19 protein-coding genes are annotated in these 16,403 nt (G+C 61.6%); 2 read left to right on the forward strand and 17 right to left on the reverse strand.

Features of this window, described 5'->3' with window-relative positions; translation table 11 throughout:
* Positions 1–10: 10 nt before the first annotated feature.
* Together DNK50_RS24565 and DNK50_RS24570 are read left to right on the forward strand one after the other, a co-directional pair.
* Positions 11–349: a hypothetical protein gene (locus DNK50_RS24565; RefSeq protein WP_099587157.1), complete on the forward strand. Its 339-nt coding sequence runs from the start codon at positions 11–13 to the stop codon at positions 347–349.
* Positions 350–400: 51 nt separating this feature from the next.
* Positions 401–661 (forward strand): hypothetical protein, encoded by a 261-nt coding sequence (locus DNK50_RS24570; protein WP_112196493.1) that lies wholly within the window; start codon positions 401–403, stop codon positions 659–661.
* A 59-nt stretch (positions 662–720) separates the two neighbouring features.
* On the opposite strand, the gene DNK50_RS24575 is transcribed toward DNK50_RS24570, so the two are convergent.
* From DNK50_RS24575 to fabD, 17 genes are all read right to left on the reverse strand, one after another.
* The gene (locus tag DNK50_RS24575) at positions 721–1,638 is read right to left on the reverse strand and encodes a PfkB family carbohydrate kinase (protein WP_112196494.1); all 918 of its coding nucleotides are present in this window, start codon (positions 1,636–1,638) and stop codon (positions 721–723) included.
* Positions 1,631–3,097, reverse strand: a complete 1,467-nt coding sequence (locus DNK50_RS24580) for a cytosine permease (RefSeq protein WP_112196495.1) — start codon at positions 3,095–3,097, stop codon at positions 1,631–1,633. The genes DNK50_RS24575 and DNK50_RS24580 overlap by 8 nt, the downstream gene beginning before the upstream one ends.
* 77 nt (positions 3,098–3,174) lie before the next feature.
* Positions 3,175–4,176, reverse strand: a complete 1,002-nt coding sequence (locus DNK50_RS24585) for an ADP-ribosylglycohydrolase family protein (protein ID WP_112196496.1) — start codon at positions 4,174–4,176, stop codon at positions 3,175–3,177.
* Positions 4,173–4,886, reverse strand: a complete 714-nt coding sequence (locus tag DNK50_RS24590) for a GntR family transcriptional regulator (RefSeq protein ID WP_099587162.1) — start codon at positions 4,884–4,886, stop codon at positions 4,173–4,175. The genes DNK50_RS24585 and DNK50_RS24590 overlap by 4 nt, the downstream gene beginning before the upstream one ends.
* A 70-nt stretch (positions 4,887–4,956) precedes the next feature.
* On the reverse strand, positions 4,957–5,517 hold the full coding sequence (locus DNK50_RS24595; RefSeq protein ID WP_099587163.1) for a DUF1285 domain-containing protein: 561 nt from the start codon (positions 5,515–5,517) through the stop codon (positions 4,957–4,959).
* A 27-nt stretch (positions 5,518–5,544) separates the two neighbouring features.
* Entirely contained in the window at positions 5,545–6,150 is a 606-nt protein-coding gene (locus DNK50_RS24600; protein ID WP_099587164.1) for a DUF4823 domain-containing protein, read from the reverse strand.
* A 95-nt stretch (positions 6,151–6,245) separates the two neighbouring features.
* Positions 6,246–7,214 (reverse strand): GTP 3',8-cyclase MoaA, encoded by a 969-nt coding sequence (locus DNK50_RS24605; RefSeq protein WP_112196497.1) that lies wholly within the window; start codon positions 7,212–7,214, stop codon positions 6,246–6,248.
* A 113-nt stretch (positions 7,215–7,327) separates the two neighbouring features.
* On the reverse strand, positions 7,328–7,996 hold the full coding sequence (locus DNK50_RS24610) for a TetR/AcrR family transcriptional regulator (RefSeq protein WP_099587216.1): 669 nt from the start codon (positions 7,994–7,996) through the stop codon (positions 7,328–7,330).
* A 448-nt stretch (positions 7,997–8,444) separates the two neighbouring features.
* Positions 8,445–9,230, reverse strand: a complete 786-nt coding sequence (locus tag DNK50_RS24615; protein WP_099587166.1) for a TatD family hydrolase — start codon at positions 9,228–9,230, stop codon at positions 8,445–8,447.
* A gap of 63 nt (positions 9,231–9,293) precedes the next feature.
* Positions 9,294–10,283 carry a DNA polymerase III subunit delta' gene (locus DNK50_RS24620; protein ID WP_112196498.1) on the reverse strand — a complete coding sequence of 330 codons (990 nt, stop codon included), beginning with the start codon at positions 10,281–10,283 and terminating at the stop codon, positions 9,294–9,296.
* Positions 10,276–10,908 carry a dTMP kinase gene (tmk, locus tag DNK50_RS24625; RefSeq protein WP_112196499.1) on the reverse strand — a complete coding sequence of 211 codons (633 nt, stop codon included), beginning with the start codon at positions 10,906–10,908 and terminating at the stop codon, positions 10,276–10,278. Before tmk ends, DNK50_RS24620 begins: the two co-directional genes overlap by 8 nt.
* 19 nt (positions 10,909–10,927) lie before the next feature.
* On the reverse strand, positions 10,928–12,049 hold the full coding sequence (gene mltG / locus DNK50_RS24630) for an endolytic transglycosylase MltG (protein ID WP_112196500.1): 1,122 nt from the start codon (positions 12,047–12,049) through the stop codon (positions 10,928–10,930).
* Position 12,050: 1 nt separating this feature from the next.
* Positions 12,051–12,866 (reverse strand): aminodeoxychorismate lyase, encoded by an 816-nt coding sequence (gene pabC / locus DNK50_RS24635; RefSeq protein WP_112196501.1) that lies wholly within the window; start codon positions 12,864–12,866, stop codon positions 12,051–12,053.
* Positions 12,866–14,110 carry a beta-ketoacyl-ACP synthase II gene (fabF, locus tag DNK50_RS24640; RefSeq protein ID WP_099587171.1) on the reverse strand — a complete coding sequence of 415 codons (1,245 nt, stop codon included), beginning with the start codon at positions 14,108–14,110 and terminating at the stop codon, positions 12,866–12,868. The genes pabC and fabF overlap by 1 nt, the downstream gene beginning before the upstream one ends.
* 127 nt (positions 14,111–14,237) lie before the next feature.
* Complete coding sequence (acpP, locus tag DNK50_RS24645; protein WP_003175607.1) at positions 14,238–14,474, reverse strand: acyl carrier protein; 237 nt, start codon at positions 14,472–14,474, stop codon at positions 14,238–14,240.
* Between the two features lie 191 nt (positions 14,475–14,665).
* Positions 14,666–15,409, reverse strand: a complete 744-nt coding sequence (gene fabG / locus DNK50_RS24650; protein ID WP_032886802.1) for a 3-oxoacyl-ACP reductase FabG — start codon at positions 15,407–15,409, stop codon at positions 14,666–14,668.
* A gap of 33 nt (positions 15,410–15,442) precedes the next feature.
* Positions 15,443–16,381: an ACP S-malonyltransferase gene (fabD, locus tag DNK50_RS24655; RefSeq protein WP_090400419.1), complete on the reverse strand. Its 939-nt coding sequence runs from the start codon at positions 16,379–16,381 to the stop codon at positions 15,443–15,445.
* Positions 16,382–16,403: the final 22 nt, after the last annotated feature.

Here is a 16,403-nt window from a genome sequence, read left to right on the forward strand (position 1 = left end):
AGATATCCTCATGAAGCCTTCAAAGTTTGCTGCCTTCGCCCTCACCGGCCTGCTGTCCGCTGCCTCGCTGAGCGCCATCGCTGCCAGCTCGACCACCGGCCCGACCGATCCGACGCCGGACGCCACCACCGAGTCGCAGAAATCCATGGGCACCGGCCTGGATACCAATGGCGGCGCCATCATCGATAACACCAACGGCGCCGACCCGCACACCAAGGGGCATGACACCGAGCGCCAGGCTCCCGCCGCAGTCGGCAACGGCAAGATGGGCCCGTCGGTCAATGAGCCGAAGATCAACAAAGGCGACGACTCGAACCTGCCGGGCGCGCCAAAACAACCTGCGCCCTAAGCCCTCGACCGTTAGACGAACACCCGATCATTTCCCCGTGAAGAGGTACGCATGAACGTCGATAGAAACCTTGAAAAAGAAGTCCTCACCCGCCTGCTGCACGCCCACCCGCAAGGTTTGGGCAAGGAGGTGCTGGATAATTACCGCGGCGAAAAAGAGGTGGCCAGTGTGTTGGCATTTCTGCAGGACCGCGGGCTGATCAAGGATGGGCATGTGACCACCGACGATGCCGGTGAATATTCACTGAATCTGCCGATCAAGCTGACGGCGTCCGGGGTAGATGAAGCGCGTAAGTTGGACGCCCTTCAGTAGCCTTCACGCAAACCCAATGTAGGAGGGGGAAAGCTCCCTCCCACATTTTTGATCTGCGTTTATTGGGTGAGCAAGGCGTCAACCTCTTCGGTGCCCGGCGAGGTTGCAGGGCCCCACTGTGTCACTGCCAGCGCCGCTGCCGCATTCGCCCTGCGCGCCGCCTCAGCAGGTTTCAAACCCGCAGCCAACCCGGCAATAAACACCCCTGCGTGCGCGTCACCCGCCCCATTGCTGTCCACCGCCTTCACCTTGAAACCCGGCACATGCTCGGCGCGCCCCGCGCGGCTGACCCAACACCCGTTCGGCCCATCACGCACTACCAGCAGCGCCTCCTTAGGCAGATGCCGATTGAGGTCGAGCAGTGCGTCCGCCAGTGTTTTCGCACCGGTAAATGCCAAGGCTTCCGGGCCATTGCTGGTCCAGATATCGATGCGTGGCAACAAGGCGGCCATCAGCGCTGAATCCGGCGCCTTGACCAACGGGCCCGGGTCGAATACCACGGTGATCTCACGCGGCAAACCCAGCAACCAGTCGAGCAATGCCTGGGCCTTGCCCTCCAGCAACAGGCTGTACCCGCTGACGTAAACATAGTCGTCGGCTTGCGGCACAACGCGAGCCAAATCCTCAGCACTCAAGTCGCCCTCAACGCCGATATGGGAGATAAAGGTGCGCTCGGTAGTGGCTTCGGTCAGCGAGACACACAACCCGGTGTCCTTGCCCTTACTCGCCGCCTGAGCCATTTCCACGCCTTCGGCCTGCATCGCCGCGCGGGCCAGGTCGCCAAAACGGCCATCGCCGTGGCGGCCCAGGTAAACCACCGGCAACCCGTTGCGTCGCGCCGCCGCCATCACATTAAAGCCGCCGCCGGCTTCGAAACTGGCCGATTGCGCCAGCACGTCGCCGCCGCTGGCGGGCAAGGTATCGAGGGCCATGACCAGGTCGACGATGACCTGGCCGGTGTGCAGCAATCTAGACATTGGGGCTCTCGACTAACGCCGGGCGACGATCAGCCGCGCCGCCCAGTACGGCATAAATCCCGCCGGCCACCAGGAAGGTGACGATCCAGCCCAGGCCGTTGTGGCCCAGCCAGGAGTCGGACAACGGCCCGGCGAACCAGATGTTCTCGGCGGTGGTGCCAATGGTGGTGAAGGTGAAACCCAGAACAATCGCCACGGCCCAGGCGCCAAACGCACGCCATTCCACACCACCGCGGTACCAGTAGGCGCTGCTTGGGCTGACGTCGAGCAGATCCTTGGGGCTGTAGTAGTGACGGTGGATCAGGTCGACCACAAAAATCCCGACCCATGCGGTGATCGGCACCGCCAGCAACGAAATGAAGGTGATGAACGGGCCGTAGAAACTGTCGGCGATCAGCATGAAGTAGATCGAGCCTGCGAAAATCGCCACGATGTCGACGATCACCGCGTGTACGCGCTTGACCTTCAAACCGAGGGTCAAGGTAGTGAGACCGGCCGAGTACACCGACAGGTTATTCGACAGCAGTAACCCACCGAACGCGGTGATCAGGTACGGCACAGCCATCCAGGTGGGCAGCATGTCGCGGATCGCAATGATCGGGTCGGTGGCCGAGGCGAGGTCATTGTTGCCCACCGACAGCAGGCCACCGAGGGTGATCAGCAGCACCAGTGGAATCCCCGCACCAAACGCGGCGGATGCCACCAGGCGCACGGCCTTGACGCTGCGGTGCTGGTAGCGCGACATGTCGGCACCGGCGTTGGCCCAACCGATACCGGTGCCGGCGGCCATGGTGCCGACGCCGATGATCATTGCGCTCAGCGGTGCCGGCGTGGCGTTGAACACGGCGCTCCAGTCGATGGTGGCGCACAGGAAACCGCCGACCAGGATGTTCAAGGCGCCGAACACATAGGTGGCCCACTTCTGGATCACCAGCAAGGTGGCGTGGCCCAGGCCGGAAACGGACAGGGTCAGCAGCACGAAGATGGCGATAAAGATCAAGGTCAGCACCGGCGCGCTTTTGGCCTCGACTGGCGAGCCGAACAGAATCGAACACAACGACAGCAGCACAAAGGCGGCGGTGGTGGTGTTGACGGTTTCCCAGCCCAGGCGCGACATCAGTGACACCAGCGTCGGGCCGATATTGCCGCGCACGCCGAAGATGGCGCGGGACAGGGTCAGGCTCGGCGCACGGCCACGACGACCGGCGATGGAGATGATGCCCACCACCGCAAAGGAGCCAGCAGCGCCGAGGATCGCCACGATGATTGCCTGCCAGATCGCCAGCCCCCGGAACGCCACCAGCGTCGCGCCCAGCGGCAAGCCGAGGATGCTGATGTTGGCGGCGAACCACACCCAGAACAGTTGCAGCGGATGGCCATTGCACTCGCCTTCGGGGACGGGCTCGATGCCGCGTGTTTCCAATTGCCCGGCGTTTTGGCCGGAAGATGTGCTGCTCATGAGGGGCGCTCCTGGTGCCTGTATTATTGTGGTTGTGGCAGGTATGCAAGGTGAATCGGTATTCCGGTCGTCCTGGCTCAGCGCAGTTTCAACAGCGCTTCAACCAACGGCTGCAAGTCCAAGCCGTTCACGGCCTTGACCTGTTCGATCATTGCCACAGGCCAGCACTGCATGCCCAGACAAGCGCCGAGCATCGCCCCCAGAATCGCTGCGATGGTGTCGGTGTCACCGCCAAGGCTGGCGGCCAGGCACAGGGCCTCGAAGGCGTTCATAACCCCCACCGCCACTTGCTGGGCCAGGGCAAACGACACCACCACCGATTCCTGGGAAGCAACGGAGGTGCCGATCAACTCGTAGAGCAGGTCGGCAAACAATGCTGTGTCACCGCTGCCGACACTCAAGGTGCGCGCCCAACTGATGCGGGTGGATATGCGTCCGCCGGCAATCCAATGACCCTGGCCTTCCGCCTGCTGGGCGATCTGGGTGCCGATGTTCAGCGCTTCGCCGAGGTCCACACCGTTGATGCCAGCGGACACCACTGCCGCCACCGCCGCCGCACTGGAGATACCCAGCGTGGTGTTATGAGTGACCTGGCACGCCTGGATCACCGCCTGGATAAACGCTGCCGGGTCGCTGACATCGGCGGCGATACCCACGGGCGTGATGCGCATGGCAGCACCATTGGTGGTGCCGTAGCGGCCGGATTCCTCAGGGGTATGCCCGGCCAGGATCATGTCGATAGCGCGTTTGGTCGACGGGCCGAGCAGGTCCTGGGAACCCTTGGCACGCATCACCGCTTCCCAGTCGATCAGGCGCTGGGCGAGCACGATGGGCTCGATCGTGCCTTGGCCTTCGACCAGCAACTCGCCGACCAGAATGGCCTGCTCGGTGTCATCAGTGATGGAACCAGCGGGCATATTCGGCGCGATGGGTTGATCGGCACCGGCATCCTCCAGGGCGGTGATCGCACCGAAGCGCTGTAGCACCTGCTCGCGGCTCAGGGACTGAGTGGGCATGCCTAGGGCATCGCCCAGCGCGAGGCCGTAGAAAGCGCCGAGGGCGCGAGTATCCGTGGTCATTTCGAAGATCCAAATTGCAGGTGCAGGCGAAAGTGCAGAGGGTCGAGCAAGCTTTCGACGTATTCCATAAAGCGCTCGCGCCGGTCGTAGGTGGTGCGCGAGGCCTTGAGGAACACGCTGCCCGCCGGGCGGCCGAGCAACTGGGCGTCTTCATCGCTGAGGGGTTCGGCGCCTATCCACTGGTCCCCTTCAGCGCCGATATAGCCGTAGGCCGCCAGGGTGATGGTCAGGGAATTGTCGATCAGGCCGACACGGGGCAGGCTTTCCAGGCCACCGGACTCGGGCATCAGCGAACGCTCCAGGGACACCGCAGTGCCATCGCTGGTGCGCCGGCGACGGTCGAGGGCGATAAAGCGCTCGGTGCCGAACCGGCTGAACAGATCGGGACGCGTCACCGCTTCCAGGCGCAGGATATCGGTGGTCACCAATGCACCGGTGTCCGCCAGAGCCTGTGCCCACCCGCTGTTTTGATCGAGCACCATGCCGTCAAACGTGACGATGGAGCCGACGCCACTCTGGGTCGCGATGTAATTGCGCCGCTTGAGTTCGGCCAGGGCTTCGCGCAAGGTGCCGCGGCTGACCGCAAACTCCTCGGCGAGCTGGTGCTCGCCCGGCAGCAGGAAACCGTCGGCCATCACTCCACCCTCGATACGGCGGATGAGCTCGTCGACGACACGTTTTTTCTTGTCAAATCGGACATGTCTAATCATGTACAAATTGATAACCGAAACGGTCCTTATGCAGCAAGCGAATTATTTCAGGAAGATGAAAAAAGCGGCCTCAGGGTTCCAGGCCAATCGGGAAAAACTCGCCGCCGCTCCAGACGCCCAACCAGTTCTGACCGTTGATCGGGCGGCTTACAGCAAGCTCCACCAATTGGTAGAACACGTTGCGATGCACCAGGGCTTCGAGGTTGGTGCGTACCCGTAGATAGGGCGCAGGTTCCTGGGTGACGGGGTCGATGACCACCCGCAGCGGGTGTTCGATATCGGCTTCGATCTGTTCATCGACGTTGGTGGTGAAGCGCAGCAACTGGCTTTCGCCCTGCCCTTCGACCTCCAGGGTCAGCGCGACAAAGGGCGCGTCGTCGACGGTGATGCCGACTTTTTCCACCGGAGTAATCAGGAAGTAATCATCGCCGTCGCGGCGGATGATGTTGGAGAACAACTTGACCATCGGCTTGCGCCCGATGGGCGTGCCTTGGTAGAACCAGGTGCCATCGCGGGCGATGCGCATGTCGATATTGCCGCAGAAATCCGGGTTCCACAGGTGCACCGGCGCCGGTCCCTTGCCTTTGGGCAACTGGGCCAACAAGTCGTTGGCCTTGGCGGAATCGGTCATGAGGTTCTCCCTTTTTTTGATCTGGCCCTACTGATCACCCATGCCCAGCAGACCTCGGGCGTACTGCGCGAGCGGGCGGGCAATCAGGTCTTGTGGCCGATTGTCGTGGAACGTCAGTAAACCGCCACGACTGCGAATGCGTGCAGTATCAATCAAATACTGGGTGCTGGTCTCGATCAACATGATCTGGATCACGCCGCTGTCCAGCCCAACCCGGTCCAGGGCCTCTTGATCGGCCCACTCATCGGCGTTGCCGATACGGTCATCCGCCTTGGCGAATCGGCAGTACAGCAGGTAGTGGGCACCGGCCGCACGGGCTTCGGCCATCGCCTGCTCCAGACCTTCAGGCTGACGGGCGCGGCGCACCATAGGGAAGTATTCGACGAAGCCGTTGAAGGCTTCCTCGGCTACCACGTTCGGACGCGGATAGGCGCTGCCCGGCGGCACGAAGGCGCCCTGGGCGATAAAGACAAAGGAGTCCGGCTGTATGCGAACCGACGCCGTACGGCGGGTATCGCTGTGGTCGAGCAACCCGGCATCACTCATCTGATAGCGGGTGCCTTCGGCCATATCGCTGACGGTCATGCAACCACTCAGCGTCAACGACGCCAGCAACAAAACCAGACTACGCATCCTAATCCTCCAGAAGCCGGTGACGGAAAACCGGCGAATGGGCGTGAGATGCAGGTTCTGGGCCAGGGGAGCAGCTTTAAGCTACACGCTCGGCGTCAGCCGCCGATGATCTTCATGATGGTGGCCCCGCCCGAGAACGCCACTTCCTGTTTGTCGCCCAGGGCCTTCATCAGCAATCCTTGCAGCGCCGGCAGCGCCTGGTGGCGCGGCTTGTCGAGCAGGTCGCCGACGTAGTGACGGTTGCTCGACGACAGGCAACCATGCAACCAGCCGGTGGACGACAGGCGCAATCGCGAGCAGGTACGGCAGAACGGCACGCTTTCATTAGCGATCACGCCAAAGTAGCCCTTGCCCGGCACCTCGTAGCGAACGGCGGTTGCATCCACAGGGGCGTTGGCTTGCAGGTATTCGTGATGTTCGCCGATCAGGCTGAGCAGTTGCTGCAGGCTGACGAATTGTTGCAGGAACGCATTGGAATCCTTGGCCAGGTGGCCCATGCGCATCAACTCGATAAAGCGCAGTTCATAACCACGCTCCAGGCAGTAGTCGAGCAGCGGCATGACCTGGTCGAGGTTCTGGCCGCGCAACGGCACCATATTGACCTTGATGTTGATTCCAGCGGCGCGAGCCTGGTCCATGCCATCGAGCACGGTGGCCAGGTCGCCGCCACGGGCGATGCTGCGGAAGGCATCGGCATCCAAGGTGTCGAGGGAGACGTTGATACGTCGAATGCCGGCATCCACCAGCAGTGGCAGTTTGCGCGCCAGCAACTGGCCGTTGGTGGTCAGGCTGATATCGCTGAGCCCCATACCGCCGACTGCGCCCATAAAGGCTTCCAGCTTGGGGCTGACCAACGGCTCGCCGCCCGTGATGCGCAGGCGGTCGATGCCCGCCGCTTCGATCAGGTAAGCCACGCCACGGGCCATGGCCTCGGCCGAGAGTTCGTCCTGGGCAGCCACCAGCCGCTTGCCGTTGGGCACGCAGTAGGTACACGCGTAGTTGCAGGCTGAGGTCAGGCTGATCCGCAAATTGCGAAAACGCCTGCCTTGACGATCAACGATCATGGATCACTCCGGCAGAGGATGATTCGGGCGCGCTAAAAGCTGACTGATAAATCAGCTTTTAGCAAGATCCTTGCCTGAGTATATTCCTGGGGTACTACGCCTGGCAGTAAAGATTACGACGCCGGCGTCTCAACACGCGCAGAGTCGACAGCTGCTGGCTCGGTGCTGTGCTTGCGCTTATTGCCCATGCGCACGCCGATGTCCATCAGGAATTGGAAGAACCCTTCCTGGTCTTCCAGCACATTGCTCCAGAACGGCGAGTGGTACAGCGCCACGGCGCCGTGTACCAAGGCCCAGGCGGCGCAGTAGTGGAAGTACGGCGGCACGTCTTCAAGCTTGCCTTCGCTGATGCGACCCTTGATCAACAGGGTCAGGCGTTCGAAGTTCGAGGCGCGGATCTTGTGCAGTTCCTCGACCATCTCCGGCACCTGATGGCCCTTGACGACTTTCTCTTCCAGGCGGTCGAACAGGCGGTAGCGCTGCGGGTCGCGCATGCGGAACTCGAAGTAGGCGCGGGACAGCGCTTCCTTGTCCTTGTCGACATCGGCAGAGTGCAGCAGCTCGTTCAAATCGCGCTCGTAGTCGAGCATCAGGCGCAGGTAGATCTCGGCCTTGGACTTGAAGTGCTTATAAATGGTGCCTTTGCCGATACCCACGGCATCCGCGATCATCTCGACGGTGACGCTGTCTTCGCCCTGTTCGAGGAACAATTTGAGTGCGGTGTCGAGAATTTCCTGCTCACGGCGGCGAAACTCACGGACCTTACGGGGTTCTTTGTGCATGAGGAAGAGGTCTGCAAAGGTCGGAATAGGGAGGGTCGCGCAGGGCCACGAATACATGGCGATACGATTTACCCAGTGCGAGGGATTATCCCGACTGAACGGTCGCTGGGCAACGTCTATGTGAACCCGCTACGCACTTTACTTTCAGAGTGCCAACGAATTCATGGCTATCAGTCAGAAATAATACGCAACAACTGCACCCGTGCACCGGCCCAATGAGAACTCAAGCGAAGCCCCTGTATTCCAAATCTGTTTAAAAAACGATCAGTCGCGACTGGACTGAATCAGATACTGATCAATACTTGAACTGTTGGCGTGACATCTCCCCCAAGTGAAGCGCCGACCTGGGTACCGACGGACTGTGTGCCCTTGTTTTACTCCTAATGGTCTTAACCCGGATTCACCCCCCAGAACCCGGGTTTTTTTTGCCTGCGATTTGAGCGCGGGCCTACGCAGCAACGTGAGCCAATGGAAACAGACGCTTGAAGTTCTCGGTAGTCTGCTCGGCAAAACGCTCGTAGGACTCACCCCGCAGCATCGCCAGAAACTCCGCCACATCACGCACATACTCCGGCAGGTTCGGCTTGCCACGATGGGGGATGGGCGCCAGGTACGGCGAATCGGTTTCCACCAACAGGCGATCGGCCGGGACTTGGCGCGCCACATCACGCAGCGCGTCGGCATTGCGGAAAGTGACGATGCCCGACAGGGAAATATAGAAACCCAGGTCCAACGCCGCCTTGGCCATGCCCCAGTCTTCAGTGAAGCAGTGCAATACGCCGGCCTGTGGCAACGCGGCTTCGCGTAGCAACGTGAGCGTGTCGGCACGGGCGCCACGGGTGTGGACGATCACCGGCTTGCCCGTCTGCTGGGCGGCTTGCAGGTGCAAACGAAAGGACGCCTGCTGCAACTCGGCGGCTTCGGGTTCGTAGTGGTAGTCCAGGCCGGTCTCGCCGATGGCCACCACGCGCGGGTGGTTGAGTTCACCGAGCAACCAGTCGAGAGCCGGCGCTTCGCCGGGCTTGAGGTCCAGCGGGTGGATACCCACGGAGCAATCCACGTCGGTATAACGATCAGCCAGGGCTTTGACGTCGGCGGCGTTGTCCGCGCTGACGCCGATGCACAGGAAGTGCCCTACCCCACGCTGGCGAGCAGCGTCCAGGGCGGCGTCGAGGGAGCCGCCGTGCTGGGCGAGGTCAAGGCGATCAAGGTGGCAATGGGAATCTACGAGCATAGGAAGTTACAACTTGAGTCACGGAGAGGGTCTGGCCGACGATACACCCGTCGGCCACGGAAATTAACGGCGGCCGAGCAAGCCCACCCACTGCACCAGCAGCGCTTCAAGCAACAGCACACGGTTGAGGTTGGCCTTGCCGAGGACCTTCTGGCGCTGGGCGAGGATCCAGTCCTGGATAGCCAGCACTTTGTCCTGGGCACTTTTCTGCGCGAGGTACTGCACCACCTTGCGCATGTCCGGCAGGCCCAGGCCATTTTCATCCTGGGTCAGTTGGTAGCGCAGGATCAGGCTCGACCAGTCACAGAACCAGTCGAACAGCAACAACAGGGGAATGTCTTTCCAGGCACTTTCAGCCAGTTGAGTCGCGGACATTTCCTGCTTGAGCAGTTTTTTAACGCCATCCACCACCAGCGCACGTTGCTCACGGACACCTTGGGCTTGCAGCTTCACGGCGGCCAGGGGCGAACCGGCAGCCAGGGTCAGCAGTTCGACGCGCTCGTCTGCGGAGCAGTCCGGCAGTGCCTGCGCCAGCCATTGCAGGCTCATCGCCTCGCTTGGCAACGGACAAGCCTGCTGCACGCAGCGGCTGCGGATGGTCGGCAACAGGCGGCTGGACTGATGGCTCACCAGCAATAGCACCGTGTCGCCGGAGGGTTCTTCAAGGCTTTTGAGCAGGGCGTTGGCGGCGTTGATGTTCATCGCCTCCACCGGCTCGATCAGCACCACCTTGCGCCCGCCCATCTGCGCGGTTTGCACCACGAAGCTGACGAGGTCACGCACCTGGTCGACCTTGATCGCCTTGTCGGCTTCCTCAGGCTCCAGCAGGTAATTGTCGGGATGGCTGCCGGCCTTGAGCAACAGGCAGGATTTACACTCGCCGCACGCCTCCAGGTTGACCGGGCGCTGGCACAGCAGGCTGGCCATCAGGCGCTCGGCAAGGGCCCGTTTACCAATCCCGATTGGGCCGTGCAGCAAATAAGCGTGGGCGTGCTGGGCACGACCGGCCAGTTGTTGCCAGAGACTGTCCTGCCACGGGTAGGCTTCAGCCACGGGCGCGCTCCAACAGCGTTGGCATCAGGCCGTCGATGGCCTGCTGCACCTGGGTCAACGGCTGGGCCGCGTCCAACAGGTGATACCGCGCAGGTTCTGCGTGGGCACGCTTGAGGAACGCGCTGCGCACAGCGTCGAAAAACGCCTGGCCTTCCAACTCGAAGCGATCGAGACGACCACGGGCACTGGCGCGGGCCATGCCCACTTCCACCGGCAGGTCGAACAACAGGGTCAGGTCAGGGCGCAGATCACCCTGCACAAAGGTTTCCAAGGTAGCGATGCGCTCCAGGGATAAGCCGCGGCCGCCGCCCTGGTAGGCGTAGGTGGAATCGGTAAACCGGTCACAAATCACCACGGCACCGCGTGCCAAGGCCGGGCGTATCACTTCGGCCAGGTGTTGCGCACGGGCGGCGAACACCAGCAGCAGCTCGGTGTCCGGGTTCATTTGTTCTTCGCCTGGGGCCAGCAACACTTCGCGGATGCGCTCGGCCAGCGGCGTACCGCCGGGCTCACGGGTCAACACCACCTCGATCCCTTGCGCGCGCAAACGCTCGGCCAGGTAATCGCGGTTGGTGCTCTTGCCGGCGCCTTCGGGGCCTTCCAGGGTAATAAACAAGCCAGTCACAGGCAGTCCTTAGTCAGAGTCATTGCGGGCTTTGCGGCGCGGTGGTGTCCGGCGCGGGCTCGGCGGGAGCATCCGTTGGCGGTGCTACATCTTCCGGCGGCGTGACCACCGGTGCCGGGCTGGAGCGGTAATCGGCGCGGCGCTTGAGCTGGAACTCACGCACGGCGGCATTATGCGCACCCAGGTCATCGGAGAAAATATGACTGCCATCGCCACGGGCGACGAAATACAGGCTGCTGCCCGGCACCGGGTTCAACGCGGCATGGATCGCCTCGCGGCCGACCATGGCGATGGGCGTCGGCGGCAGCCCGGCAATCATATAGGTGTTGTAAGGGTTGGCTTCCTTGAGATGAGCACGGGTCAACTTGCCGTTGTAACGCTCACCCAAGCCGTAGATCACCGTAGGATCGGTCTGCAGCAGCATGCCGATCTTCAGGCGGCGCACGAATACGCCGGCAATCTGGCCACGCTCTTGCGGCACACCGGTCTCCTTTTCCACCAGGGAGGCCATGATCAGCGCTTGGTAAGGGTCGGTGTATGGCGCATCAGCGGCGCGCTTGCTCCACTCCTGAGCGAGTACATCGTCCAGGCGGTTGTAGGCTTTTTTCAGGAATTCGACATCGGTCATGCCGCGCACGAAGCGGTAAGTATCCGGGAAGAACCGCCCTTCAGGAAACACGCCAGGGTGGCCGAGCTTCTCCATCACTTCGCTGTCACTCAGGCCGGAGAGGCTCTGCACGATCTTTTCATGCTTGGCCAGGGCCGAGCGCACCTGGCGAAAGTTCCAGCCTTCCACCAGGGTCAGGCTGTATTGCACCACTTCGCCACGCTGCCACAGGCCGATCAGGCCCTCGGCGGTCATGCCAGGCGTCATGCGGTACTCGCCGCTGTGCAGCGGTTGGCCGTCAAGGTTGAAGCGCCAGTACAGGCGCAGCCAGAACGCACCGTCGAGCACGCCGTCTGCTTCCAGGCGATTAAAGGTGCCGGTCGGGGTCGCCCCTGCCGGCACATCGAGCAACTGCTCCTGGGTCAGGTTCAACGGCTGCTTCAAGGCAGCGTCGTATTTCCAGGCGGAAAACCCCAACAGCAAAGCCGCCGAGAACAGAGCAATCAGCAGCAGTACAACCAGTTTTCGTATCAACTCAAATATCCAATAGTGCGCGAACAATGCCCTGCAGTTTACGGGTGAGCGGCCCAACCGGCCAGCTCATCGCCGCACAGCCGCGCACCGGCCAAATGCCATATACGCTGTTGCAGACGAAGACCTCGTCGGCCTGCTGCAACTGCTCGACCGTGATGTCAGCCACGGCCAGCGGGATACCCAGCGCTTGTGCCTGGTCCAGGATCTCGGCGCGCATGACGCCCGCAACCCCGCAACGAGTCAGATCAGCGGTTAGTAACAAGCCGTTGCGTACAAGGAAAAGGTTGCTGAATACGCCCTCGATCACACGCCCGGACATATCCAGCATCAGGCCTTCGGCGTGCTCGACATCTTGCCACTCGGCGCGGGCAATCACCTGCTCCAGGCGGTTGAGGTGCTTGAGACCGGCCAGCAGCGGCTGCTCGGCCAAGCGCGTCGTACACGCAAACAGGCGGATGCCTTCGGCTCCATGGGCGTGGGGATAGCTCCCGGGCGGATTGCCCTGCAGGATACGGCGCACCGGTGCGCCGGGATTGACGCCATAACCGCGCAGGCTATCGCCACGGGTCAGGATCAATTTGAGGACACCGTCGCCGAGGGCGGCGGCATAGGAAAGTACTTCGTTGCGGATCACACCGTGATCCACCTCGAACGCGAAACGCCTGCAGCCCTCATCGAGGCGCTGCAGGTGGCGGTCGAGCAACATGGGCTGCCCGACCTTAACGGCGATGGTCTCGAACAGGCCATCGCCATACGCCAGGCCGCGATCTTTCAGGGGCACGCTGTCCGCTGGCTGACCGTCGACCCAGCTGTGCATCACTCGGCGTACCGGCGGAACACCAGGGAACCGTTGGTGCCACCAAAGCCGAACGAGTTGGAGATCGCGACGTCGATCGGCATCTGTTGCGGCTCGTGCGGCACGAAGTTCAGGTCGCAGCCTTCGTCCGGCTCATCCAGGTTGATGGTCGGCGGAGCGACCTGGTCCTTGATGGCCATCACACTGAAGATCGCCTCGACCGCGCCCGCCGCACCCAGCAGATGGCCGGTCATGGACTTGGTGGAGCTGACCGCCAGCTTATAGGCGTGCTCGCCGAACACCGACTTGATGGCCTCGGCTTCCGCCAGGTCACCGGTCGGCGTGGAAGTGCCATGGGCGTTGATGTACTGCACCTGGTCGACATTGACCTTGGCATCCCGCAGGGCGTTGGCGATGCAACGCGCAGCGCCGGCACCGTCAGACGGCGGCGAGGTCATGTGGTAGGCGTCGCCGCTCATGCCAAAGCCGATCAACTCGGCGTAGATGGTGGCACCACGCGCCTTGGCGTGCTCCAACTCTTCCAGCACCAGGGCACCGGCGCCATCGGACAGTACGAAACCGTCACGGCCCTTGTCCCACGGACGGCTGGCACGGGTCGGCTCGTCATTGCGGGTCGACAATGCACGGGACGCGCCGAAGCCGCCCATGCCAAGGCCGCAGGCAGCCATTTCTGCGCCACCGGCGATCATCACGTCAGCTTCGTCATAGGCGATATTGCGCGCCGCCATGCCGATGCAGTGAGTACCCGTGGTGCACGCCGTGGCAATCGCGTAGTTAGGCCCCTGTGCGCCCAAATGGATGGACAGGAAGCCGGAAATCATATTGATGATCGAGCCAGGCACGAAGAACGGTGAAATTCGACGAGGGCCGGAATCATGCAGCGTGCGGCTGGTTTCTTCGATATTGGTCAGACCGCCAATACCCGAACCCATGGCCACGCCGATGCGTTCACGGTTGGCGTCGGTGACTTCCAGGCCGGCGTTACGCACCGCCTGAAAACCGGCTGCCAGGCCGTATTGAATGAACAGGTCGAGCTTGCGGGATTCCTTGACCGAGAGATATTCCTCGACATTGAAACCCTTTACCGAGCCGCCAAAACGGGTGGAATAGGCAGAAAGGTCCGTGTGTTCGATCAGACCAATACCACTGCGGCCAGCCAGAATGCCCTGCCAACTGCTCGGCACATCCGTACCCAGTGGCGACAACATACCCATACCGGTGACTACGACGCGTCTACGCGACACAGCACTCTCCTTTTTCTAATGACGACACTTTGCTTCAGGGCTTACTTTTCATCACCGCTTAAAGAAAAAACCGCACGCCGTTACAGCAGTGCGGTTTTCCCTAACAGCAAGCGACGACTACAAACTATTACGCCTGGTGGCTAGTAACGTAGTCGATAGCAGCTTGAACAGTAGTGATTTTTTCAGCTTCTTCGTCCGGGATCTCGGTCTCGAATTCCTCTTCCAGAGCCATCACCAGCTCAACGGTGTCAAGGGAATCGGCACCCAGGTCTTCGACGAAGGAAGCAGTGTTGACCACTTCTTCTTCTTTAACGCCCAGTTGCTCGGCAACGATTTTCTTGACGCGCTCTTCGATGGTGCTCATACCTTGTTTAACTCCTAATGGACAAATTCAGGCAGCTGGCCAGTGGGTAAGTGTATAGAAAGCCATTTCAGCTTTTCAACTGAAAGCTTCACGCTGTACCCGGTCGGCCACCTGCCTATAAATTAAGTTGCAGCTTTATAACGGATTTTAGACAGCTCGTATGACATTTTTTTGAAGCGATCCGTCACAATTTAACTCATGTACATCCCGCCGTTCACCGGGATTGTAGCCCCAGTCACGTATGCCGCACCGTCGGATGCCAGGAAAGTGACCACATTCGCGATCTCTTGAGCCTGGCCCAGACGGCCCAGCGGAATCTGCGTCAGCAAGCCTTCACGCTGTGCTTCCGGCAGTTCGCGGGTCATATCGGTGTCGATGAACCCTGGGGCTACCGAGTTGACCGTAATCGACCGCGAACCGACCTCACGCGCCAACGCACGGCTGAAACCTTCCAGACCAGCCTTGGCGGCTGCGTAGTTTACTTGGCCTGCGTTGCCCATGGCACCCACTACGGAGCCAATATTGATAATTCGGCCCCAACGCGCCTTGGTCATGCCGCGCAAAACACCCTTGGACAGGCGAAACAGACTGTTCAAGTTGGTATCGACCACGTCGTACCACTCGTCGTCTTTCATGCGCATCATCAGGTTATCGCGGGTGATACCGGCATTGTTCACCAGAATAGCCGGCGCACCGAACTGTGCAGTGATCTCGGCCAATACAGCCGCCACGGATTCATCGCTGGTTACGTTCAATTCAAGACCAGTGCCTTGCACGCCGTTTTCCTTCAGGGTCGCGGCGATACGCTCGGCGCCCGAAGCAGAAGTGGCGGTACCGATCACAACGGCGCCCTGACGGCCCAGCTCCAGGGCGATCGCCTGGCCAATGCCACGGCTCGCGCCGGTAACCAGTGCAACTTTACCTTGCAGACTCATGCAGGCTTCTCCTAATTCTTCAGGGTTCTGAGTTCAGGCCAGTGCCGCACGAGCGGCAGCGAAGGCATCCGGGGTATTCAGGTTGGCGGTCGACACGCCGTCAGCGCAACGCTTGTTCAGGCCGGCCAGGACTTTGCCCGGACCACACTCGACCAGCTCGGTCGCGCCGTTGGCGGCCAACGTCTGGACCGACTCAACCCAGCGTACCGGCTTGTAGAGCTGCTCCAGCAGGTCGCGCTTGAGGGTGTCGAGGTCGGCGGCGACGGCCGCGCTGACGTTCTGCACCAGCGGGATCTGCGGTGCCTGCCAGTTGATGGCTGCAATGGACTCAGCAAACCGCTCGGCCGCCGGGCGCATCAATTCGCAGTGGGACGGCACGCTCACCGGCAACGGCAGCGCGCGCTTGGCGCCACGGGCTTTGCAGCCTTCGATGGCACGCTCGACCGCCGCCTTGGCACCGGCAATCACCACCTGGCCAGGAGAGTTGAAATTCACCGCGCTGACGACTTCGCCCTGAGCCGCTTCGGCACAGGCTTCGATCACCACCGCGTCGTCCAGCCCCAGGATAGCGGCCATGCCGCCCTGCCCGGCCGGAACGGCTTCCTGCATCAGTTGACCACGGCGCTCGACCAGCTTGACCGCTTCCGCGAGAGTCAGGCTGCCCGCCGCAACGAGGGCGCTGTATTCGCCCAGGCTGTGACCGGCGACGAATGCCGGGCGCGCGCCGCCTTCGGCCAACCACAAGCGCCACAGGGCGATCGAAGCGGTCAGGATGGCCGGCTGGGTTTTATCGGTTTGATTGAGCTGTTCTTCCGGCCCCTGCTGGGTCAGCGCCCACAGGTCGTAACCCAGGGCCTCGGAAGCTTCCTTGAAGGTATCCAGGATCAGCGGGTATTGCGCGCCCAGCTCGGCCAACATGCCGAGGGACTGCGAACCCTGCCCTGGAAAGACGAATGCGAGGGATGTAGACATGTAACAAGCCCCTAATGATCTG

Source organism: Pseudomonas sp. LG1E9 (genome assembly GCF_003290225.1).
Lineage (GTDB): Bacteria > Pseudomonadota > Gammaproteobacteria > Pseudomonadales > Pseudomonadaceae > Aquipseudomonas > Aquipseudomonas cyclaminis.